The organism is Janthinobacterium sp. GL_088, assembly GCF_057837845.1.
The window spans coordinates 2,093,764-2,114,372 of sequence record NZ_CM174453.1 but is presented as its reverse complement, the minus strand read 5'-3'; the positions used below and the strand labels follow the sequence as shown (position 1 = coordinate 2,114,372).

Genomic DNA, 20,609 nt, shown 5'->3' with positions numbered 1-20,609 from the left:
TCTACTTATCCTCATCATGGAGAAACAAGCAATGTCCGCAGAATCGTTTGGTGGTTTCGCCACCCTGGTCAAACTGTACGGCTTCAAGGCAGCGCTGGGCATGGTCGGCGCGGCCATGCTGTACATCGTGCTGCCGCCCTTAAATAGCGACGGCACCTTCAACAAGGGCGAATTCGTCGCCCGGCTGGCCTGCGCCGGCGTGTTCTCGTGCCTGTTGGGCGGTACCGTGTACCAGCTGCTGTGCGCCCAGCTCCCCGCCATCGGCGCCATGGTCAACGCCTCCGCCATCGACTTGATCGTGGGCGCCCCCGGCTGGTGGGTATCGCGCGCCGTGGCGCTATGGTTCCAGCGCCGCAGCGACAAGGACATCGCCGAGCTGGTCAAAGACGCAAAGGAACACTGATGGCCACCATGGAAAATCCCGTGATCGCGCGCACCATCGATGCCATCCTGCGCGCCGAAGGCGGCTATGTGAACGACCCGGCCGACAAAGGCGGCGAAACCAATTTCGGCATCACGGTGGCCGTGGCACGCGCCAACGGCTACAGCGGCTCCATGCGTGACCTGCCCGTGGCGGTGGCGCGCGCCATCTACACGGCGCGCTACATCACGGAACCGAAATTCGACCAGGTGCTGGCCATCCATGCCGGCATCGGCGCCGAAGTGATCGACACGGCCGTGAACATGGGGCCGCACCGCGCGGCCGAGTTCCTGCAGCGCTGGCTGAACGGGTTCAATGACACGGGCGCCCGCTATCCCGCCCTGTTCGTCGACGGCCGCCTGGGCGCGCAGTCGCTGGCCGCCCTTGCATCCTTCCTGAAATGGCGCGGACAGGACGGCGCCGCCGTGCTGCTGCGTGCCTTGAACGGACTGCAGGCAGCGCGTTACCTGGAAATCACCGAGGCCAACAAGAGCCAGCGCCGTTTTCTGTTCGGCTGGATCAAGGAACGGGTGGCCATGTGAGCACGACCACCTCGCGCCCGCTGGTCGCCGTTCTCCTGTGCGGCGCCATCGCTGGCTGGACGGCGCAGGGCTGGCGCAAGGACGCGACCATCGCCGAGCTGCAGCGGGCGGCGGCCACGGACGAGACCAACGCCGCCACCGCGCTGGCCCAGGCCACCGCCCGCGTGCTCACCTTGGAGCGCGCCGCCGGCGCCGCCCTGGCGCAGCGCGCCGACCACCTCACCCAGGAGCAAACCCATGCGAAAACTGAACGCGACCGTTTCAATGCTGACGTGCGCAGCGGCGCTGTGCGCCTGTCAATCCCCGTCGCCAATAGCCAGTGCGCCGCAACTGCAGATGCCACCGCTGCCGCAGGCAATCAGCAGCAAGCGCGTGCCGAACTTGACCCAGCGACTGCGGCAGCTCTTGACGCCATTGCCGGCGACGGCGACGACGCCACCCGCCAGCTGAACGCCTGCATCGACGCCTACAACACCGTGCGAGACACCTACCATGTACAAACCGAATAGCCTGCGCCAGCACCTGGCCGCCGCCATCCCCGACCTGCAGCGAGACCCCGACCGCCTGCTGGTCTTCGCCGATGAAGGCAACGTGGTGGCGTCGGCCACCGCCTCCCTCTCCTTCGAATACCGCTTCAAGCTTAACCTGATCGTCACCGACTACGCGGGCGACGCGGACGCCATCATGGTGGCCCTGATCGCCTGGCTTAAAGTCCACCAGCTCGACCTGATGGCCAACGAAGAGACGCGCAAGCACGGCATCGCCTTCGAGGTGGATTTTAATAATCATGAAACGGTCGACATTTCCATCAAGCTGGACCTGACCGAGCGCGTGGCCGTCAAGACCGGAGAGGCGGGCCGCCTCGACATCAAGCACCTGGGCGAGATACAGCACATGCCGGCCTACGCGGACGAGTTCTGGAAGCTGTATGCCGGCGACACCCTGCTGGCTGAATGGCGCACGCCCGAGGCGACGCCATGAGCGACGACCTGCAGGCGCTGGAAGCCTGGGCTGGCGCCTTGTTGGCCAAGCTACAGCCGGCCCAGCGCCGCGCCATCAATCACAAGGTGGCCATCGACCTGCGCCGCAGCCAGGCGCAGCGCATCAAGGCGCAGCAGGGGCCGGATGGCACCGCGTATCCGGCGCGCAAGCGACGCAAGGAATTCAAGGGGAAGAATGGGCGCATCAAGCGGCAGAAGGCGGCGATGTTTGCCAAGATTCGCACCGCCAAACACCTGAAGGTAAAGGCGACTGGCGACCAGATCGAAGTCGGGTTCTTTGGCTGGGTGGCGCGCGTGGCGCATGTGCATCAGTTTGGCCAGCAAGATCGAGTTTCAAAAAAAGGGCTCGCGTACAAGTACCCGGAGCGGCCGCTGCTGGGCTTGAGTGAACCGGATCGGACATTGATACGCGAATCGCTGCTGCGTCACATGGAAAAAAACTAAGATACTTCAATGCAAACTTCAACTGACATTAGTTATCAAATGAGTTAGAGTCACATACCGTTGATCACTACAGGCGGAAAATTCAGTCGATTAAAGTAATCCGCTAAGCGGAATCATCTAAATTTCTAGCAGAGAAAAATACTATGTTGGTACGAATGAATCAAATAACTTACGCTGAACATTGGGAAAATGAATCGATTCAATTCGAGAAAAAAGGAATCTATAAGCTCCTGGCTGAAATTACACCAAATGAGGACACTCTGGAGATAGGGTGTGGTACCGGCGTAACCACGAAGCACTTGGCATCAACGAGAAAAGTATTGTCGATCGACAACAACACGCACATTATCAATAAGGCAAAATTATCCCTTTCAGAAATTAATTTGAATGTGCCAATAATACATGCTGACATATTTGAGCTTTCGCCTCAATGCATCAGTACCATCGAGGATTTCGCGCCGAAAGGCATCGTATGTTGGTTTATCGGTTCACACCCGGACGATGTAGATAACCGTACACCCGCTGCGACGCCGCCCATACAGAAACCAAAGAAATACCGTGAAAATATAGAGGATCAACTTTTATTGTTAAGTTCATCATCTGTAGAGTGGATTCATCTTGCCAACAGATGCATGGTGCTTACAACTGCAACAGAATCTGAATTAATTAACGCCACCAAGGATGACTACGACACTTACCTCTTTTCAAACAGCGAATTTAAGGTAGTTGACGTACAAATTATTGACTGGGATACAGAAGGCAGCGAATTCATGTACGCGCTTGCTCCGAACGCCAATGCCGGGCCAGGTAAGGCTGTCCCAAAAATCATTTCAATACTTGCCCGTCGTGTCAACCCAACAGAAATTAAAATCCAATAAATATGAATATGGTTGGTATTGGAATTCCACATTGAGTTCGCTGATAGAGCTAAGCAAAGAATGACTTTTAGGAAATAAAATATTTTTTGAGCAAAAGCGGCTGTCAGCCACGTCCTAGAACTCTAGGGAAATTTAAATTAGCGTATTTAAGTATCTCATAGTCGCTAAGCCACTTATCAACCTGGCCCCGCGTGCATCCGCACGCGGACTTCGGCAACATGCACTGCATGAACGCCGACCTGTCCGACCTCCTCCGCTTGCTGCAAAACCTGATCCGCCTTGGCACCATCGCCGAGGTCAAGGGGGCCAAGGCGCGCGTGCGACTCGGCCCGACACTCACCACCGAATGGCTGAAATGGGCCACGCCGCGCGCCGGCAACACCCGCACCTGGTCGGCGCCGACTGTGGGCGAACAGGTGATTGTCTTTTCCCCGGGCGGCGACCTGACGCGCGGGGTCATCTTGCCGGCCCTGTACTCGCAGGCGTTTGACGCGCCCGAATCCAGCCCCACAGTCCACACCACGCACTACCCCGACGGCGCCGTGGTGCAGTACGACCACGCGGCCCATGCCCTGACGGCTACCATTCCCGGCGGCAGCGCCACCATCACGGCCGACAAAGTCACGTCGAACGCGCCCAGCACCATCTGCACGGGCGACCTGACCGTCATGCAAAACCTGATCGTCATGCAAGCGGCCACCGTCAACGGCGCCACCGCCCTGAACGGCGGCGTGAACGCCAAAGCCGGCGCCGCTGGCGGCGTGGCCATGGCCGTGCAAGGAACGATCAAAGCCAGCGAGGACGTGCTGGCCGGCGCCATCAGCCTGGCCAAGCACCCGCACGGCGGCGTCAAGGCCGGCGGCGACCAGTCGGGCGGGCCGCTGTGATGCTGGGCATGCACGCCGCCACTGGCCGCAGCCTGTCCGGGCTGGCCCAACTCCGTCAGTCCATCAGCGATATCCTGACCACGCCCATCGGCTCGCGCCTGATGCGCCGCCGCTATGGCTCTGAAGTGCCTGAACTGATCGACCAACCCTTGAACAGCGCAACCGTGCTGCGCATCTACGCCGCCACCGCTTACGCGATCCGCCTATGGGAACCGCGCATCACGCTGACCAGCCTGCAGTTTGAAACAGGCGAGGCCGGCGCGGCATCCCTGATCCTAGATGGCGTGGCCGATGGCCAAGCTGTCCAGCTCGCGGTCGGTATCGGCCAGGAAGGCACGCCATGAGCACGGCAATCGACCTGTCCATGCTGCCGGCGCCGACCATCATCGAGGCGCTCGACTATGAAACGCTGCTGGCTGCCCGCCGCGCCGACCTGGTTGCGCGCTATCCGGCCGCCGCCGACGTCATCACGCTGGAATCGGAACCGCTGAACAAGCTGCTGGAAGAATCGGCGTACCGCGAACTGATACTGCGACAACGCATCAACGACGCCGCGCGCGGTGTCATGCTGGCATTTGCGACCGGCGCCGACCTCGACCACCTTGCCGCCCTCTTCGACATCGCGCGCCTCGATGGCGAGGTCGATGACGCGCTGCGTCCACGCACGCAGCAATCGCTATACCGCCTGTCCGTCGCCGGGCCGAAAGAGGCCTATGCAAGCCATGCGCGCGCCGCTGCCCCGTACATCAAGGATGTCGCCGTCACCAGCCCGACACCGGGAACCGTCTTGCTCACCATCCTGAGCACGAAGGGCAACGGTACGGCCGATGCCAGCCAGATTGCGGCCGTCAACGCCGCACTATCCGCTGACACCGTGCGTCCAATCTGCGACACCGTGGCGGTGCAAAGCGCCGTGGTGACGGAGTACAGCGTGGTGGCCAGCCTTGAAACGATGGGTGGCCCGTCGTCGCAGGCGGTGCGCGCGGCAGCGCAGGCAGCAGCCGAGGATTACACGCGCAACGCGCACCAGATCGGCAATGCGATTACCCGCAGCGGCCTGTATGCCGCACTGCGCCAGCCTGGCGTCACGCGCGTCACGCTGACCGCTCCGATACAGCCTACCGGAGACAACGACATCCTGATTCAGCCGGCCGCACTCGGCGCGGCCTGGTGCATGAGCGTCACCGTCAAGCTGAGCGACGAGCGAGGATCGCCATGACCAACCTGCTGCCACCGAACGCCAGCGCGCTGGAACGCGCCATCGCCGCGACCGGCGCCGGTATCGACACGCTGCCCGTGGCCGTGCGCGATGTCTGGAATCCGGCCACTTGCCCGACCGCGCTGCTGCCCTGGCTCGCCTGGGCGCTTGCCGTCGATGAGTGGGACGAGGCCTGGAGCGAAGCCGTCAAGCGTACCGTGATCGCCGACGCCATCGAGGTGCACCGCCATCGCGGCACGGTCTGGTCCCTCAAGAAATCACTGGCGCCGCTGAGCATGGCGGTCGACATCATCGACCAGGCGAGCCAGCGAGCCACCTATGCCGCGTTGGACGCCCTGCGGCTGGATGGCGCCTGGCGGCTCGACAGCACGAGGCAAATCAGCCCGGTTGAACTGTACGCCAATCTGCCGCAGATCCAGCACTGGGCTCAATTTATCGTGCGCGCCAATCTGGCAGACGCGGTGCGTGCCGAGAATTTCGCCCTTCTGCGCCACCTGGTGCAAAAGTGGAAGCCGGCCCGAAGCTGGCCCATTTTCATGTTCTGGCTGATGTTCGCCCTGGAAGTGCGCGCGCAAGCGAGCGCGGCGCTGCAGCTCGACAAGCGGATCGGCGCGCGCTACCCGTGGAGTGGCCGCACGGTCAGCGACACCACGCGCTGGCCCTTGGGCCGGGATGGCACGACGGTGTCACTGCCGCAAGCGCTGGGTACGTTCCGCTTGGGCGAACGGCGCGGCGCGATCAGCGCCTGGCGCCTGAAAGGCAGCCGGGTCGATAGCAACACGCTCATGCAAAGCGCGGCAGCGGCCAGCGTGTACCGCCTGCCGCAGCTCGCCGAGACTGACCGCCGGCTGAATGGCGCATGGCGCCTTGGCGGCCGGGATGCCCTCACCATCAGCCATTCCAGCATCACAGCGGCCAGCAGCATCGCCGCCCCGCAAATGGTAACGGTCACGCATCACTCCAACATACGCATCGACTACCCAGCGACGCCGGCCAAATTGGGCGCACGTGCACGACTGGCCGCATGGCGGCGTCTGGATGGCCGCTGGGCGGTCGGATCGACCGTCACAGCTCGCCCCTTTGGCTTCGCCCTTCGGCGCGATGAGGCGATCCTGGCGGAGAGCAGCACTGCAGTGGTATCGGCATCGGCGTCCTACGTGAACCCGGAGCGGCTCACCCGACGGGCGCCGATCAAGATGGCGCCGACCGTGCGGCGGCTCGACGGGAGCTGGCATCCGGGCGCGGAGCACCGCATCGGCCGCTTCCGCCTCGACGGCCGCCGGTTAAGGGCACATCAATTCGTCACCTGCCGGCGCATCGGCAGCTTTGCCGTCATGCAGGGTGCGTCTGGCATCGAAGAGAGCCTAAAGCGCCGGTTACACCTGAATGGCGCCTGGAGACTGGGCGGACAGGCAGCGCCGCAATTTCACATCAACATCATCAAGGAGGTTCAACATGGCTGAAGCCATCACGCTCGACGCCTACCGCAAGCGGCTGGCAAAACACATGGCAGATAACACGGCCCTGCCGCCCATTGCCTTCATGGCCTTTGGCGATGGTGGCCATAACGCCGACCTCACGCCCAAGCCGCCATCGGCGGGCGCCGTCGCGCTGGTCCATGAAGTGCTGCGCAAGCCGCTGGCCGCCATCACGCAAGAGGACGCTTTCAGCACCACCGGCAAGGGCGTCATCGACGCATCCGAGCTGATCGGCGCCCGCATTTCCGAGGCGGCCTTGCTCGATGCCAACGGCCAGCTGGTCGGCTTGAAAAACTTCGCGCCCAAGCTCAAGGAATCGGACGAGCGTTATGAAATCAGCATCAAGCTGCGATTTTAAAGGACAAAAAAATGGCTTTGCCACACAACACAATTACCCCGATTCCCAACAACGAACCTGATGCCGTGCCGGCGCTGTGGAACACGCGTTATGACGAGATCGACGAAAACTTCCGCAATCTCGATGGCCGAGTGGCCGCCAGCGGAAATGAAATTTCCGCAGCGCGCAAAGGCAAACCCAGCCTCGATGCGCGTCTGGACGATATGGCGTCAAATATCTCGGTCACGTCTGTCGGCATGCAAAACGCGACCGTCGCCGCTCTGACGTTCGCGCTTGACCAGGCCGCTGTGGCGAACTACAGCATCCAGGCACTCAAACAGCAACTGCAACAGGAAGGCGAAATCACCGTCCAGAACAGAGGCATTGTGTCCGGCTGCATCGCCATCAAATCCGCTACTGCCGCGCGCAACCTGACCCTGTTGACAGGCGTGTGTTTTGCCAATGGCCGCGCCTATTCCGTCGCTGGTGGCGTCAATGCCGCCAGCGTGCCGAGCAATACCGGCGCCGGCAGCGTGACGGTGTACGCGTATCTGTATCAAGACGCTGGTGGCCTGTGGCGCGTTGCGGTCACGGCTATCGGGCAGGAAGTGCCATTGAGCGGTATTCGCATTTACAACATCACTGTGCCGGCGAACAGCACCGATGCAACAGATCCCAGCCTGACCAACGTGGCCTTGACAGATATCCGTCGCATCGAGGCAAATTTTCCGTCTCGCCTGAACTCTCCTGTCCAGGCATCGGCCGCCATCAATGCTTTGTCTGCCAACAATTACCGGCTCGATTTTGACGTCGTATCCGCGACCGGCGCGCCCTGCGAAGAGGTGGCCATTGTGGTGTTTAGTCGGGCAACCAACGGTTTTACCGTGCAACTGGCCAGCGCCGCCGACAACGTCACCCTGCGCTGGCGTGTCAGCAAGCTCAACAACTAATTCAACTCACAACAGGACTCTTCCATGCCACAAATTATTTTGAAACAACCTGGCCAGCCCGTCGCTGATTTTGCGTTCACCGGTACGACGGTCATGGTCGCCGGTGTCTCGGTCGATTGTGCCCATCGACAGATGGACGTTGCCGTCGCCGTCGAAATCCGCAGCAATCCCAGCGGGCCAGGCGAGGGTGGCAATGGTGCCTATCTCGCCCAGATTACGATTCCGGCGCGCCGCTACACCCTGGCGCAAGCCCTCGGCGCGGAGGGCAAAGGTGGAGACGGTCCGCCCATCGTGACGCAAGAGGCCGTACCGCTCGATCCCAACGCCGTGCAAGTCACGCTTTGGCCTACCGCTTAATTCACCTTTTTGATAGAGAAAAAACATGGCAACGATTTTCAGTAAAGACAGCTTGCGCGCCAGCGTCGAGGCAGCCAGCGGCGGCCGCCAAACAGTGCTGTATACCGCGCTCGGCCAACCAACCTACATGAACGTTATTCCGCAGTTTGATGGCCAGTCCGTGGATGCCGGACTGCCGGCCGGGCCACACGAAATGTTCATGGTCGGCGGCGTCGCCAAAAGTGAATATTTTGTTGGCACTTACCAAGGCCAACTGGTCAACGGCGAGCTGTTGAGCCTGCCTGGCGTCGATCCTTCGACATTCATGAATCACGAGAAACTTGTTGCATCTGCCCGCGCGTGCGGCGTAGGCCATCACGTCATGACGAATGCGGCATTTGCGGGTCTTGCGCTGTGGTGCCGTGCGAACGGTTTTCAGTCACGTGGCAACACCGCCTATGGAAAATCCTCTGATTCGCCTTGGGAGACCGCGCGCCGTATCGACGGCTTGAGCCCTGGAGGCACAGCCGGCACGCCGCGCACCTTCACCGGTTCCGGGCCAGCGTCCTGGCGCCATGACAATACCTCGTCCGGCATTTGCGACTTGACCGGCAATATCTGGGAATGGGCGCCAGGCATGCGCTTGATGGCTGGCGAAATCCAGATCATTGCAGGCAATAACGCCGCATTGTCATCGACTGATATGTCTGCCACCTCGGTGGAATGGAAGGCGATCAACGGTGCGACCGGGGCGCTGGTGGCGCCTACATTCACCGGCACGATTGCCGGCGGTGACTACGTCGCAACAACGGCCAATTCAGTGCGCATTGCTGCCAGTGGCAATGCCAACTACACCTTGGTTTGCGGCTTCGGGGAGAGCTTCGAAGCCGTTAGAAATCCCGGTGGCACACCTGTGGGCGCTACCGCTCTGGCACTACTCAAATCGCTGGGTCTGTTTCCAGTCGCAAGTTCGCTGGGCGGGACGATTGCCGTACCAGTGGGAAATGGTGACGGTATTTGGCCTCGCTTAACCGATGAACGCTTTCCCCTGCGCGGCGGTGACTGGGTCAGCGGTACCGCTGCCGGCTTGTTTGCATTGGACATCAGCAATCCTCGTTCGAGCTCGCTTTATAGCATCGGTGCACGGCCCGCTTTTGTGCTCTGACCGCTTAAACATGAAATCTGTCGGGCTGGGCGATAGCCTGGCCCAGCCCATCAATTAAAGGAACAAAAAAATGGCCACCGACTACCACCATGGCGTGCGCGTCATTGAAATCAACGAGGGTTCGCGCCCGATCCGCACCGTGTCCACCGCCGTGCTGGGCCTGATCGCCACAGCCGACGATGCCGACCCGGCAGCCTTCCCGCTCGACACGCCCGTGCTCGTCACCAACGTGCTGGCCGCCATGGCTAAGGCCGGCAAGACCGGCACCTTGTACCGCAGCCTGGCGGCCATCGCCGCGCAGACCAAACCGCTGACCGTCGTGGTACGCGTGGCCGAAGGCGAAACGGAGGCGGAAACCACCAGCAACGCCGTGGGCGGCGTCTCGCCGGATGGCAAGTACCTGGGCGCCAAGGCGCTGCTGGCCGCGCAAAGCAAGCTGGGCGTCAAACCGCGCATCCTGGGCGCGCCGGGGCTGGACACCCAGGCCGTCACCAACGCCCTGGCCAGCGTGGCACAGCGCCTGCGCGGCTTCGTGTATGCGTCCGCCTATGGCTGCGCCACCGTCACGGCGGCGACCACCTATCGCGGCCAGTTCGGCCAGCGCGAAGTCATGATGATCTGGCCGGATTTTGTGAACTGGGATACCTCCACCGATACCGAGGCCAGCATTTCGGCCGTCGCTTACGCCATGGGCCTGCGCGCCAAGATCGACGAGGAAACGGGCTGGCACAAGACGCTGTCGAATGTGGTCGTGAATGGCCCCACCGGCATCACCAAGGATGTGTTTTTCGACCTGCAAGACCCGGCCACCGATGCCGGCGTGCTCAATACCAAGGAAGTGACTACCCTGATTAACATGGGCGGTTACCGCTTCTGGGGTTCGCGCACCTGCGAGGCGCCGGGCGGCTTCTTCTATTTCGAAAGCTACACGCGCACGGCCCAGGTGCTGGCCGACACCATCGCCGAGGCACACTTCGCCTACGTCGATGTGCCCTTGCATCCGTCCCTGGTGCGCGACCTGCTGGAAAGCATCAACGCCAAGTTCCGCGACCTGAAATTGCAGGGCTACATCATCGACGGCCATGCCTGGTATGACGAGCAATACAATGACAAGACGGCGCTGAAAGACGGCAAGCTGGCCATCGACTACGACTACACGCCCGTGCCGCCGCTGGAAAACCTGAAATTCCAGCAGCGCATCACCGACCGCTACCTGGCCGACTTCGCCTCGCGCATCGCCGCGTAACTGTCCAATCACCACCCTGCCCGCGCCTACGCGGGCACATTGAAATACTGGAGAAATTATGGGCCTGCCCCGCAAACTGAAAAATTTTAACTTGTTCCAGAACGGCGTCTCCTTCATGGGCATGGTGCCCGAAGTCACCTTGCCCAAACTCAGCCGCAAGATGGAAGAGTACCGCGCCGGCGGCATGAGTGGCCCCGTGTCCGTGGACTTCGGCAACGAGGCGCTGTCGCTGGAATGGAGCGCGGGCGGTCTGATCGCCGAAGCCCTGAAACAGTACGGCGCGCACTCGCACGGCGCCGTGCAACTGCGCTTTGCCGGTGCCTACCAGGAAGACGATGACGGCACGGTCGCCGCCGTGGAAGTCGTCGTGCGCGGCCGCTACAAGGAAATCGACATGGGCGCGGCCAAGATGGGCGACGACACGACCCACAAATACACCATGGCGTGCAGCTATTACAAGCTGATGATCGACGGCGCCACCGTCATCGAACTGGACTTCATGAGCGGCACCGAGAACTTCGGCGGCGGCGACACCAACGCGGCCATCCGCAAGGCCATCGGCCTGTAATCCCCTTTTTTAATCACACCACGACAAGGAACACACCATGCACAACGATACCCAAAACCAGGCCGTCATCGAGCTGGACGAGCCGATCAAACGCGGTGACACCTTCATCACCGCGCTGACCGTGCGCAAGCCCAAGGCGGGCGCCCTGCGCGGCATTTCCCTCATTGAGCTGGCCAACCTGAACGTATCAGCCCTGCAGATCGTGCTGCCGCGCATCACCGAGCCGACCTTGACCGCGCACGACATCGCCAACATGGACCCGGCCGACCTGCTGGCCGTGGGCGCCGAGGTTGCCGGTTTTTTGGCGAGCAAAGCCGATCGCCTTTCGGTATCCCCGGCGAAGTAGAAGACGCCATGGCCGACATTGCCGGCGTCTTTCACTGGACGCCGGCAGCGATGGACGATTTTACGATTGATGAACTGATGGCCTGGCGCGAACGCGCCCGGCAGCGAAGCGGAGCGGAATAAATGGCTGGTCGGGATTTGAGGTTACAGGTAGTGTTTGCAGCGCTGGACAAGATCACCGGCCCGCTGAAAAAGATCATGGGCGGCTCCAGCGATACGGCCAAGGCATTGAAGGCCACCAGCGACCGCTTGCGCGATCTGAATGCCCAGCAGAAAAACATCAGCAAGTTCCGCGAGCTGCACGGCGGCCTGGACGCCACCCGCACCAAGCTGGAGGCGGCCCAGCAAAAGGTGGCCAGCCTGGCCACCAAGATGAAGCAGACGGAGGTGCCCACGCGCGCCATGACGCGCGAGTTTAACGCCGCCGTCAAAGCGGCCGGCGCCCTGAAGACGGCCGGCCAGCAACAGGCGCAGCAACTACAGGTCATGCGCGAGCGCCTGGGGGGCGCCGGCATCGGCACCAAAGACCTGGCCAATCACGAGCGCACCTTGCGCCGCGAGATCGAGGCCACCAACAAAACCATGACGCTGCAGCAGCAGAAGCTGGCCAACGCGGCCGCCAAGCAGCAGCGCGTCACCAATGCCACCCAGCACGCGGACAAGCTACGCAGCAAGGCGGGCAGCATCGCCATGGCGGGCGCTGGCGCGACGGCGACCGGCGCGGTCATGGCCGTGCCCGTGGCCAAGGGTCTGCACGAGGCGAAGCATTACCAGCTGGAAAAGGCCCGCGTCAATGCCTTGGGCTTGGGGCCGAAAACCAGCCAGCAGGCGATCCAGTTCGCCCAGAACATGAAGACCTACGGCACCAGCCAAAACGAAAACCTGGAACTGGTGCGCGACGCGATGTCAATCTTTGGCGACCTGCACCACGCGGAAATGGTCGCGCCCACCCTGGCCAAGATGAAGTTTGCCAACAAGGCATTTTTCGGCGCCGAGTCGGGCGAAGAGAACGAGCGCGTCTTCATGGACTTGCTCAAAGTCATCGAGCAGCGCGGCGGCACGGCCAGTTCGGAGAAATTTCACGACCAGGCCAACATGATGCAAAAAGTCATCACGGCCACGGGCGGGCGCGTGGGGCCAACGGAATGGCTGAACTTCATCAAGACGGGCGGCATCGCTGCCAAGATCATGGACGACAAGCAGTTCTATTACCAGATGGAACCACTGGTGCAAGAAGTCGGTGGCCACCGCGCCGGCACGGCCCTGATGTCCGGCTATTCGAACTTGTACCAGGGGCGCACCACCAAGCGCGCCGTCAGCAACATGGAAAAACTGGGGCTGATTAAAGATCGTCGTCAGGTCAAGCATGACAAAGTTGCGCAAAGCGCCACCCTTGGCCCGGGTGCCCTGCTGGGCAGTGACATTTTCCGACGCAGCCAATTTGAGTGGCTGGAAACCGTCTTGCTGCCACAACTGGAAAAGAAAGGCATCACGGATCCTAAGCAAATTGAGGACACCATCGGCAGTTTATTTTCAAACCGCACGGCAGGTAATCAGTTTTTGGATATGTTCCGGCAGCGCATCCAGATGCACAAAAATGCCAAGCTGAACGAAGGTGCGTATGACATCGAGCAGATTTATGACTTGGGAAAGCAGCAGGCCGGCGGCGCCGAATTGGAAGCGACGGCCAGGCTGGCCAACTTGAAACTCACCATGGGCGAGAAAATCCTGCCGCTGTATGCGCAGGGACTGGAAATGGCGATTTCCGCCATCACGCGCCTGAACGGCTTCATGGAGCGCAACCCGACCGTGGCCAAGGTCATGATTACCGCCTTTGCCGTGCTGGCCGGCCTGATGCTGGCACTCGGCCCGCTGATGCTCGGCATTGCCGCCATGATCGGCCCATATGCCATGCTGCACGTCATGTTCGCCAAGATGGGCGTGACGGGCGGCGTGCTCACGCCCATCCTGCGCGGCTTGGGCGGCGCCTTCATGTGGGCGGGCCGGGCCGTGCTGTGGCTGGGCCGCGCCCTTCTGATGAACCCGATTGGCATCGCCATCACGCTCATCGCCGGCGCCGCCTTCCTGATCTACAAATACTGGGAGCCGATCAAGGGTTTCTTTGGCGGTCTGTGGTCGGACGTCAAGGCGGCGTTTGCCGGCGGCTTTACCGGCATTAATAGCCTGATCGCCGACTGGTCGCCGCTGGGCTTGTTCTATCGCGCCTTCGCGGGCGTGCTGGGCTGGTTCGGTGTTGCGCTGCCGGCCAAGTTCACCGACTTTGCCGCCGGCATCCGGGGCCGCCTCGCCAAGGGACTGGCGCCGCTGGCCGGCTTCTTTACCGGCATCTGGTCGCAGATCAAGACTGCCTTTGCCGGCGGCATTGGCGGCGTCAGCACCCTGATCGCCAACTGGACACCGCTCGCCCTGTTCTATCGCGCCTTCGCGGGCGTGCTGGGCTGGTTCGGCATTGCGCTGCCGGCCAAATTCACCGACTTCGGCGCCAGCATCCTGCAGCGCATCACCGCATCCTGGGCGCCTATTTCCGCCTTCTTCGCCGATATCTGGTCGCGCCTGCGCACCGTCTGCGCTGGCGGCATGGGCAGCATCACGGCCCTGATTATCAACTGGTCGCCGGTCGGCGTGTTCTACCAGGCGTTCGCGGGCGTGCTGAGCTGGTTCGGCATCAAGCTGCCGGCCCAGTTCACCGAGTTCGGCGCCAACATCGTGCGTGGCCTGGTCAACGGCATCACCAGCTCCATGGGCGCTGTCAAGGACGCCATCAGCAATGCCGGTTCCAGCACCATTGCCTGGTTCAAGGAAAAGCTGGGTATCCACAGCCCAAGCCGCGTGTTTGCTCAGCTCGGCGACTACACCATGCAAGGCCTGGCCGTGGGACTGGACCGCAGCGAGGGCGCACCGATTGCCAAGGTATCGGGCCTGGCGCAACGCCTGACGCAATTGGGCGCCGGCATCGCCATCGGCTCAGCGACCGCCCTGCCGGCCAGCGCCTTTGACACGCGCGCGCCGCTGTCCCAGGGCGGCTTCGGCGCCGGCATGACCATTCAGGGCGACAAGATCGAAATCACGATCCAGGCGCAAGCCGGTTCCGATCCCCAGGCCATCGCCCGCGCCGTGTATGCGGCCATGGAACAACGCGACCGCGAAAAGGCGGCGCGCATCCGCTCGTCCCTGCGCGACCACGATTAAGAAGGAAGTACACCATGATGATGATTTTAGGAATGTTCGTGTTCAGCCTGCCGACCCTGGCCTATCACGAGCTACAGCGGCAAACGGAATGGAAGCACGCCAGCACGGCCCGCGTGGGCCTGCGCGACGCGCATCAATACGTGGGGCCAGGTGACGACACCATCACCCTGTCGGGCTGGGTGGCGCCGGAACTGACCGGCTCCCTGTACTCGCTCGATGCGCTGCGCATGATGGCCGACACGGGCAAATCGTGGATTCTGATCCAGGGCACGGGCCGCATCCTCGGCTCGTACCGCATCACCAGCATGACGGAGGGCCGCACCATCCTCGACGGCAGCGGCGGCGCGCGGCGCGTCGAGTTCTCGATTGCGCTCAAGCGGGACGACGACGGCGTGCTGGCCATGGTGGGCCTGGGTGACATCGGCGACCTGAAAAACATGCTCAGCATCGACGGCATGACCAGCAGCATTGCCGGCGCGGCCAAGAATGCCGTGGGCAGCGTGGTGGGCAATGTCGTGGGCGGCATCACGTCGAAATACGGCGGCGTGGTCAGCGAAATGAAAGACAAGATCAGCGGCAGCATCAGCGGCGCCATCGGCAGCGCGGCGGACAAGTTCAAATGAGCGAGCATATCCCCGCCTTCAAGGTCAGCATCGAGGACAAGGATTTGACGGCCATCGTCTCGCCGCGGCTGATTAATCTGACCTTGACCCTGTGCCGTGGCGACGAGAGCGACCAGCTCGACATTGCATTGGACGACAGCGACGGCAAACTGGCCCTGCCGCCGCGCGGCGCGCAGATCGCCCTTGCGCTGGGCTGGCAAGCGTCCGGCCTGGTGGACATGGGCAAGTTCACCGTCGACGAGGTGGAGCACAGCGGCGCGCCCGACACCATCACCCTGCGCGCCCGGTCGGCCAACCTGATCGACACCTTCAAACAGCAGCAGGAACACAGCTTTCACAAGACCACCCTAGGCGCCATCATCGAGGCCATCGCCTTCCGCAATGAGCTGGCGTCGGGCGTGTCGGCGCGCCTGCGCGATACCGCCATCGAGCACATCGACCAGACCCACGAAAGCGATGCGGCCTTCCTGCGCCGGCTGGGCAGGAAATACGACGCGGTGGCCACCGTCAAGAACGACACTTTGCTCTTCATCCCCATCAACCAGAGCCGCACCGCCAGCGGCAAGGCGCTGCCCGTCATTCCCATCACGCGCGCCCTGGGCGACGGCCACCGCTACCACAGCGCCGAAAGCGACGCCTACACAGGCGTGCGCGCCTTCTGGCATGACGAGCGCTATGCCCGCCGCCGCAGCGTCGTGGCTGGCGTGCCCGGCAACAGCAAGCGCCTGCGCACCACCTTCGCCAACGAAACGGACGCGCGCGCGGCGGCCGTGGCGGAATGGCAGCGCATCCTGCGCGGCCTGGCCACCTTCGAAATGAGCCTTGCCCTGGGCAACCCGGCCGTGTTCCCGCAATCACCCGTGACGGTGCAAGGCTTCAAGCCCGAGATCGACACCACCGAGTGGCTATCGGTCAAGGTCACGCACAACCTGGGCGGCAACGGCTTTACCACGCGCGTGGAGTTTGAAACGAAGACGGAAGCGGTGGAGGCCGAACGCGAGGAAGAGAAAGACCCGGACGAAGGCATTACGGGCGTGGTGGCCAAGTGGAAGGACGTGGCGGCGAAGAAGAAAAAGGCGGGGCAGGAGCAGGCCGGCGCCACGGGCACGCTAAAGACGCTGGAGCACACTTACAAGAGCAGGCAGGCCGCGAAGCGGGCGGCGCTGCATGCGTGGAAGCATATTGAGGAAGTGCGGGACATCATCCGCGAAAACAGCGAGGAACCCTGGAAGCCTAAGCAAACAGCAGCCGGCGCAGAAGCAGCCTAAACGCGCGCCATTCACATCCACTCAGCGGCTGCTTTCGCCCCAAAGCGGACCTGGCAACACTATTTTTAGCAGAAGTTTATAGAGCTTGGCCCAACCATTTTTCGACTAACTTCGGAACGATGCTTGTGGCGTTGCCGCGTAAAAAACTGAATCCGAATGGGACTTTGCCGATATCCAAACCGTTAAGAACCTTTTCAGCACGCCCGCGCGCCACCTTCACTAGAGCAGCTGCTGGATAGACAGATAGTGAAGTTCCGACTACAAGGACTTTCGCCGCGGAAGCAACGTGCTGGCGTGCCTCTTCAATGCGCTGAACATTTTCACCAAACCATACGATGTCTGGACGGAGCTGAGTACCGTCTTCGCAAAGTTGCCCCAGTAGAATTGGGGCCGAACCAATGCGATAGCGCTTAGGCCGATCCGATGTACCTCTTGCGCATGAGAGTTGACCGTGGAGGTGAACTATCTTGGTAGAGCCAGCCCGTTCGTGCAGCTCATCTACATTTTGTGTGATCACTACGACGTCATATGCCGCTTCAAGCGATGCAATAGCTTCATGAGCAGCGTTTGGTGCAGCCTCTGAAGCCTTTGCTCGGCGCTCGTTGTAAAAGGCCAGCACTGCTTCTGGTCGAGCCTTCCAGCCCTCAGGCGACGCAACTTCATGCCAAGAAAATTCGTTCCAAAGCCCGTTCGAATCGCGAAACGTCGGTAGTCCACTCTCCGCGCTTAGCCCCGAGCCGGAAAGAACGACGATCTTGTTTTGCTGAACTTCGGCTTTCATTCATATTCCACTGAGCAGGATATAACTGTGTCAAAAGGAGTAAAGGGCGCGACCGTCTGCTTTTGGCCGGTTGCCGTCGTTGCCAGGTTCCGTCACATTGCAGAAGTTCAGAGACGTTCAATCGTGTAAGCCTCAACTTCGCATCCCCAGCCGCTGAAATGACCGCAACCAAACGACCCTTGGGGGACACGAACAACCCCAGAAATTCGGACGCGTTTTCCCTGCCAGCGCATGAGCATTTCTTGATTCGGCTGGATACTTCCTGCATCAAAGGTAATCCAAACGCTGGATTGATAGTACGGAGGATCTACCGCTTCCGTGATCTCCCGTCGCTCTGCCTTTGGATAATGGCCGAGAGAGTGATTCTCAAATTCAAACGTCAGCAAACCAACGATTTCGACCGGCTTACCGTCAAGCTCATCTGCGCGGTCGATTACTTCGTTGACAGATAGCACATTGCTCATCATGAGATACCGTCAAATTAAGGGTGTGTGGAAAGACCGCTTCTGGCCGGTTGCCGTCATTGGCAGGTTCCGCCCCATTGCAGACGACTGTTACTTGTTAGCTTTCCGGTCCAAGACTTCGCCCAAAGAAGTGTCCGGGAACTTACGCCAGTCTCGAGGTTCCGTACTCCGAACAAGATTTTCAACAGCAGCCAGAGCGTCGCTGTTCTCAACACCAACTGCTGTCGCGAGAACGTGATTTTGCGTGTGCCGCTCTGAACGGTTCGCTCGTGCTTTAGCTAATGGGATGCCTTTGCGTGAGGCCTTGCTGTTTTCACCGTACGTGTTGCGGCGGTCTTTCTCGTAGCTGAGGCACTTTTTCTCTTGAGGAGTTTTCGGTTGCACTGCCATGTATCTTTCCCTTTCACATCCATAGCTGAAGGTCCGTTTCTGGCCGTATCCGGCAATAGCTGTACGTTACTACTTCCCCAGGATTGGGCTAAAACGAATCTCTCGAATTGATTGCTCAAGAAAAGACAGGTCTAAAGCTGTACGCTCTGACTGTTCCTGGGAACTCAAGATCGAGTAACTGAAACTTGCGATACGCACATGCTCAGGTTCCATAGCACTGGCCACGGACCACCAATAGATCGTGATGGGGTTGCCACGATCAACTTCCCGCGAGACACGTTTAGCTATCGCTGCCCCAGCTGGCAATGTCTCTACATGCGAATTGCCAATTTTCAAAAGCACCGAGCGGCTATCAGCGGAGGTCACGGGATTCGGAGATTTTGCAGTGATAACATCAAGCCGTAGCGTACCTGTATCGGCACCGGGAGCATAAAACAATCCGCCCCCCTCCGGCTCATACTCCTCAATCCAGGTGCCCGGCAAGGCGAACACTACCAGTCCTCCACGGTAATTAATCTGCTTTGGCAGTGGCTGCAATTCCTGACCCGCCATCGTGCTCTTAATGCTTAACAATGTCGCAATGCCAACTATGAGCTTCCGCATGAAGTACCCTATATGCTTATTCTGAGAGACAGCTTGTGGCCGTTCGCGGCCCAAACTTAACCCGAAAATATTTGTTCTTTAAACACCGTGAACTTGGTCTCTCCAGCTACCGACTCTATGGACCAAGGCTTCTCAGTGCTCACCCGTACCAGGCTTCGTCCCAGTTCATCAGCCCATTCCTCTTCAAAGACGCAGGCGATGTGCCCGGGGTGGGGGTAATGGCTCCCGGACATTCGTTCCCCAATTCCTATGACGGGCTCTTTTTCGACGAATTCATGTCGTACGCCGTCGGAATCGGTAAGCACGCATCCTACCCATACCGGAAAGTGGTCGTCAACAACACGCTCTATCTGCACTACCAAACTAATCATTGGCCGTATCCACGTCTATAAACCTATTTTGTTCAGTGTCCGCTTCTGGCCGGTTACAGTCATTGGCAACTTCCGCGCCGTTGCTTACCTTGCCCTTAATCGCTGTGCGCAACGTTAAGCATGAGTTCTTCGGCGAAAGGCTTCCGGTGTGCTTCGAAATACGAAACCCAGAAAGACATCACGGTATTTGTCGCCGCTAGATTTGCTGCAAGCCGATATACTTCGCGCCCGTTGTCGGCCTCATGCAAGACCTCGCGACTGCCTACCCAGCCATTTCCGCTTACGTTGACTGTACGCTCTTTGCCAAGCATTTCCTCAGGTGACGCAGGCTGGCCGTTTGCTTGTCCCCCAACCTCCATGATGTGCACATCGACTGCCCAGTCGGCGCCCCATGCAGACCACGAGCCATTGTCATTCCGCTCATGGTATGCAGGCGGTAGCCTTACGACCCAGCCGCCCCACAGATCAACTGTCCCGCCGTTCTCAAGTAAGGTCGCCATTTATCCGTGCCGAAATAAGTTTGTTAGGTGACGACTGCATTAACGCTAAATGTCCGCTCCTGGCCGGTTGCCGTCATTGGCAGGTTCCGCCCCGAAGCAGACGTAACCGACATGTCCAAGATTAACTTAAGTCAGTCGTATTTGACGCGTTTTTAACTGATCGATTTGGCGAGCTTTCGACTCTTCGGAGTAAGGCTCTGAGGATGAATCGAAGGGCTTGTAAACTCCAAAATCGTACATTTCATAATACTTTGTCATTGCTTCTGTCCAGGAAGATGCTTCAAACGTTGCAATAAATCGAGCATCAGCCGTCATAAATTCCGGCCGACTCCCGTTAGCAATACAAACCGTTATTCCATCTTCGTCCTCCCAAACCTCATGTAGTAAAGATGCCATTTCTACCTCTAGATGATTGAGTAGCCAGGTCAAAAAATGAATGTTGCTATACGACCGCTTCTGGCCGAATCCAGCCGAAGTTGCTCAGACGTTGACTTTACGACACCTTCACGCATCAGATCGGTATGCGTAGTATGCAGACAAAACAAGCAGCAATTACAATAAGCATAAGAAGGTGAATCAGTT

27 protein-coding genes are annotated in these 20,609 nt (G+C 60.3%); 21 read left to right on the top strand and 6 right to left on the bottom strand.

What is annotated here, in order from left to right; translation table 11 throughout:
* Nucleotides 1–31: 31 nt before the first annotated feature.
* The 21 genes from AC3IQ7_RS09685 to AC3IQ7_RS09585 all read left to right on the top strand — a co-directional run bounded on the left by AC3IQ7_RS09685 (nucleotide 32) and on the right by AC3IQ7_RS09585 (nucleotide 16,918).
* Nucleotides 32–403 (top strand): hypothetical protein, encoded by a 372-nt coding sequence (locus AC3IQ7_RS09685; RefSeq protein ID WP_035820867.1) that lies wholly within the window; start codon nucleotides 32–34, stop codon nucleotides 401–403.
* Complete coding sequence (locus AC3IQ7_RS09680; protein ID WP_489209233.1) at nucleotides 403–963, top strand: glycoside hydrolase family 108 protein; 561 nt, start codon at nucleotides 403–405, stop codon at nucleotides 961–963. Before AC3IQ7_RS09685 ends, AC3IQ7_RS09680 begins: the two co-directional genes overlap by 1 nt.
* The gene (locus AC3IQ7_RS09675) at nucleotides 960–1,472 is read left to right on the top strand and encodes a lysis system i-spanin subunit Rz (protein WP_489209231.1); all 513 of its coding nucleotides are present in this window, start codon (nucleotides 960–962) and stop codon (nucleotides 1,470–1,472) included. The genes AC3IQ7_RS09680 and AC3IQ7_RS09675 overlap by 4 nt, the downstream gene beginning before the upstream one ends.
* Nucleotides 1,456–1,944, top strand: a complete 489-nt coding sequence (locus AC3IQ7_RS09670; RefSeq protein WP_489209229.1) for a phage tail protein — start codon at nucleotides 1,456–1,458, stop codon at nucleotides 1,942–1,944. The genes AC3IQ7_RS09675 and AC3IQ7_RS09670 overlap by 17 nt, the downstream gene beginning before the upstream one ends.
* The gene (locus AC3IQ7_RS09665) at nucleotides 1,941–2,408 is read left to right on the top strand and encodes a phage virion morphogenesis protein (RefSeq protein ID WP_489209228.1); all 468 of its coding nucleotides are present in this window, start codon (nucleotides 1,941–1,943) and stop codon (nucleotides 2,406–2,408) included. Before AC3IQ7_RS09670 ends, AC3IQ7_RS09665 begins: the two co-directional genes overlap by 4 nt.
* A 143-nt stretch (nucleotides 2,409–2,551) precedes the next feature.
* Complete coding sequence (locus tag AC3IQ7_RS09660) at nucleotides 2,552–3,286, top strand: class I SAM-dependent methyltransferase (protein WP_489209226.1); 735 nt, start codon at nucleotides 2,552–2,554, stop codon at nucleotides 3,284–3,286.
* Between the two features lie 218 nt (nucleotides 3,287–3,504).
* Nucleotides 3,505–4,173 (top strand): phage baseplate assembly protein V, encoded by a 669-nt coding sequence (locus AC3IQ7_RS09655; protein ID WP_489209224.1) that lies wholly within the window; start codon nucleotides 3,505–3,507, stop codon nucleotides 4,171–4,173.
* Entirely contained in the window at nucleotides 4,173–4,517 is a 345-nt protein-coding gene (locus AC3IQ7_RS09650; protein WP_489209222.1) for a GPW/gp25 family protein, read from the top strand. Before AC3IQ7_RS09655 ends, AC3IQ7_RS09650 begins: the two co-directional genes overlap by 1 nt.
* A complete protein-coding gene (locus tag AC3IQ7_RS09645; RefSeq protein ID WP_489209220.1) occupies nucleotides 4,514–5,392 on the top strand; it encodes a baseplate assembly protein in 879 nt (292 codons plus the stop codon). The genes AC3IQ7_RS09650 and AC3IQ7_RS09645 overlap by 4 nt, the downstream gene beginning before the upstream one ends.
* Nucleotides 5,389–6,855, top strand: a complete 1,467-nt coding sequence (locus AC3IQ7_RS09640) for a phage tail protein I (protein ID WP_489209218.1) — start codon at nucleotides 5,389–5,391, stop codon at nucleotides 6,853–6,855. Before AC3IQ7_RS09645 ends, AC3IQ7_RS09640 begins: the two co-directional genes overlap by 4 nt.
* Nucleotides 6,848–7,228: a hypothetical protein gene (locus AC3IQ7_RS09635; protein ID WP_489209216.1), complete on the top strand. Its 381-nt coding sequence runs from the start codon at nucleotides 6,848–6,850 to the stop codon at nucleotides 7,226–7,228. The genes AC3IQ7_RS09640 and AC3IQ7_RS09635 overlap by 8 nt, the downstream gene beginning before the upstream one ends.
* Nucleotides 7,229–7,239: 11 nt before the next feature.
* Nucleotides 7,240–8,157: a hypothetical protein gene (locus tag AC3IQ7_RS09630; RefSeq protein ID WP_489209214.1), complete on the top strand. Its 918-nt coding sequence runs from the start codon at nucleotides 7,240–7,242 to the stop codon at nucleotides 8,155–8,157.
* Between the two features lie 24 nt (nucleotides 8,158–8,181).
* Nucleotides 8,182–8,514, top strand: coding sequence for a hypothetical protein (locus tag AC3IQ7_RS09625; RefSeq protein WP_489209212.1), 333 nt, complete (start codon nucleotides 8,182–8,184; stop codon nucleotides 8,512–8,514).
* 25 nt (nucleotides 8,515–8,539) lie between these two features.
* A complete protein-coding gene (locus AC3IQ7_RS09620; protein ID WP_489209210.1) occupies nucleotides 8,540–9,658 on the top strand; it encodes a hypothetical protein in 1,119 nt (372 codons plus the stop codon).
* Nucleotides 9,659–9,728: 70 nt separating this feature from the next.
* Entirely contained in the window at nucleotides 9,729–10,904 is a 1,176-nt protein-coding gene (locus tag AC3IQ7_RS09615) for a phage tail sheath protein (protein ID WP_489209208.1), read from the top strand.
* Nucleotides 10,905–10,962: 58 nt separating this feature from the next.
* Nucleotides 10,963–11,472 (top strand): phage major tail tube protein, encoded by a 510-nt coding sequence (locus AC3IQ7_RS09610; protein ID WP_426074173.1) that lies wholly within the window; start codon nucleotides 10,963–10,965, stop codon nucleotides 11,470–11,472.
* Between the two features lie 37 nt (nucleotides 11,473–11,509).
* Nucleotides 11,510–11,818 (top strand): phage tail assembly protein, encoded by a 309-nt coding sequence (locus AC3IQ7_RS09605; protein WP_489209205.1) that lies wholly within the window; start codon nucleotides 11,510–11,512, stop codon nucleotides 11,816–11,818.
* Between the two features lie 8 nt (nucleotides 11,819–11,826).
* A complete protein-coding gene (locus AC3IQ7_RS09600; protein WP_071650277.1) occupies nucleotides 11,827–11,940 on the top strand; it encodes a GpE family phage tail protein in 114 nt (37 codons plus the stop codon).
* Nucleotides 11,941–11,970: 30 nt separating this feature from the next.
* Nucleotides 11,971–15,027 carry a phage tail tape measure protein gene (locus AC3IQ7_RS09595; RefSeq protein ID WP_489209203.1) on the top strand — a complete coding sequence of 1,019 codons (3,057 nt, stop codon included), beginning with the start codon at nucleotides 11,971–11,973 and terminating at the stop codon, nucleotides 15,025–15,027.
* A gap of 14 nt (nucleotides 15,028–15,041) precedes the next feature.
* Nucleotides 15,042–15,650, top strand: coding sequence for a phage tail protein (locus AC3IQ7_RS09590; RefSeq protein ID WP_489209201.1), 609 nt, complete (start codon nucleotides 15,042–15,044; stop codon nucleotides 15,648–15,650).
* Nucleotides 15,647–16,918, top strand: coding sequence for a phage late control D family protein (locus AC3IQ7_RS09585; RefSeq protein ID WP_489209199.1), 1,272 nt, complete (start codon nucleotides 15,647–15,649; stop codon nucleotides 16,916–16,918). Before AC3IQ7_RS09590 ends, AC3IQ7_RS09585 begins: the two co-directional genes overlap by 4 nt.
* Nucleotides 16,919–16,994: 76 nt before the next feature.
* On the opposite strand, the gene AC3IQ7_RS09580 is transcribed toward AC3IQ7_RS09585, so the two are convergent.
* The 6 genes from AC3IQ7_RS09580 to AC3IQ7_RS09555 all read right to left on the bottom strand — a co-directional run bounded on the left by AC3IQ7_RS09580 (nucleotide 16,995) and on the right by AC3IQ7_RS09555 (nucleotide 20,423).
* Nucleotides 16,995–17,699, bottom strand: coding sequence for an SIR2 family NAD-dependent protein deacylase (locus tag AC3IQ7_RS09580; RefSeq protein WP_099377171.1), 705 nt, complete (start codon nucleotides 17,697–17,699; stop codon nucleotides 16,995–16,997).
* A 107-nt stretch (nucleotides 17,700–17,806) separates the two neighbouring features.
* A complete protein-coding gene (locus AC3IQ7_RS09575) occupies nucleotides 17,807–18,166 on the bottom strand; it encodes a hypothetical protein (RefSeq protein ID WP_489209196.1) in 360 nt (119 codons plus the stop codon).
* Between the two features lie 87 nt (nucleotides 18,167–18,253).
* Nucleotides 18,254–18,553 carry a hypothetical protein gene (locus AC3IQ7_RS09570; RefSeq protein ID WP_289907219.1) on the bottom strand — a complete coding sequence of 100 codons (300 nt, stop codon included), beginning with the start codon at nucleotides 18,551–18,553 and terminating at the stop codon, nucleotides 18,254–18,256.
* 69 nt (nucleotides 18,554–18,622) lie between these two features.
* Nucleotides 18,623–19,156, bottom strand: coding sequence for a hypothetical protein (locus AC3IQ7_RS09565; RefSeq protein ID WP_489209194.1), 534 nt, complete (start codon nucleotides 19,154–19,156; stop codon nucleotides 18,623–18,625).
* Between the two features lie 466 nt (nucleotides 19,157–19,622).
* Nucleotides 19,623–20,027: a hypothetical protein gene (locus tag AC3IQ7_RS09560; RefSeq protein ID WP_489209192.1), complete on the bottom strand. Its 405-nt coding sequence runs from the start codon at nucleotides 20,025–20,027 to the stop codon at nucleotides 19,623–19,625.
* Between the two features lie 126 nt (nucleotides 20,028–20,153).
* Nucleotides 20,154–20,423: a hypothetical protein gene (locus tag AC3IQ7_RS09555; RefSeq protein WP_139143233.1), complete on the bottom strand. Its 270-nt coding sequence runs from the start codon at nucleotides 20,421–20,423 to the stop codon at nucleotides 20,154–20,156.
* Between the last annotated feature and the right edge of the window lie 186 nt (nucleotides 20,424–20,609).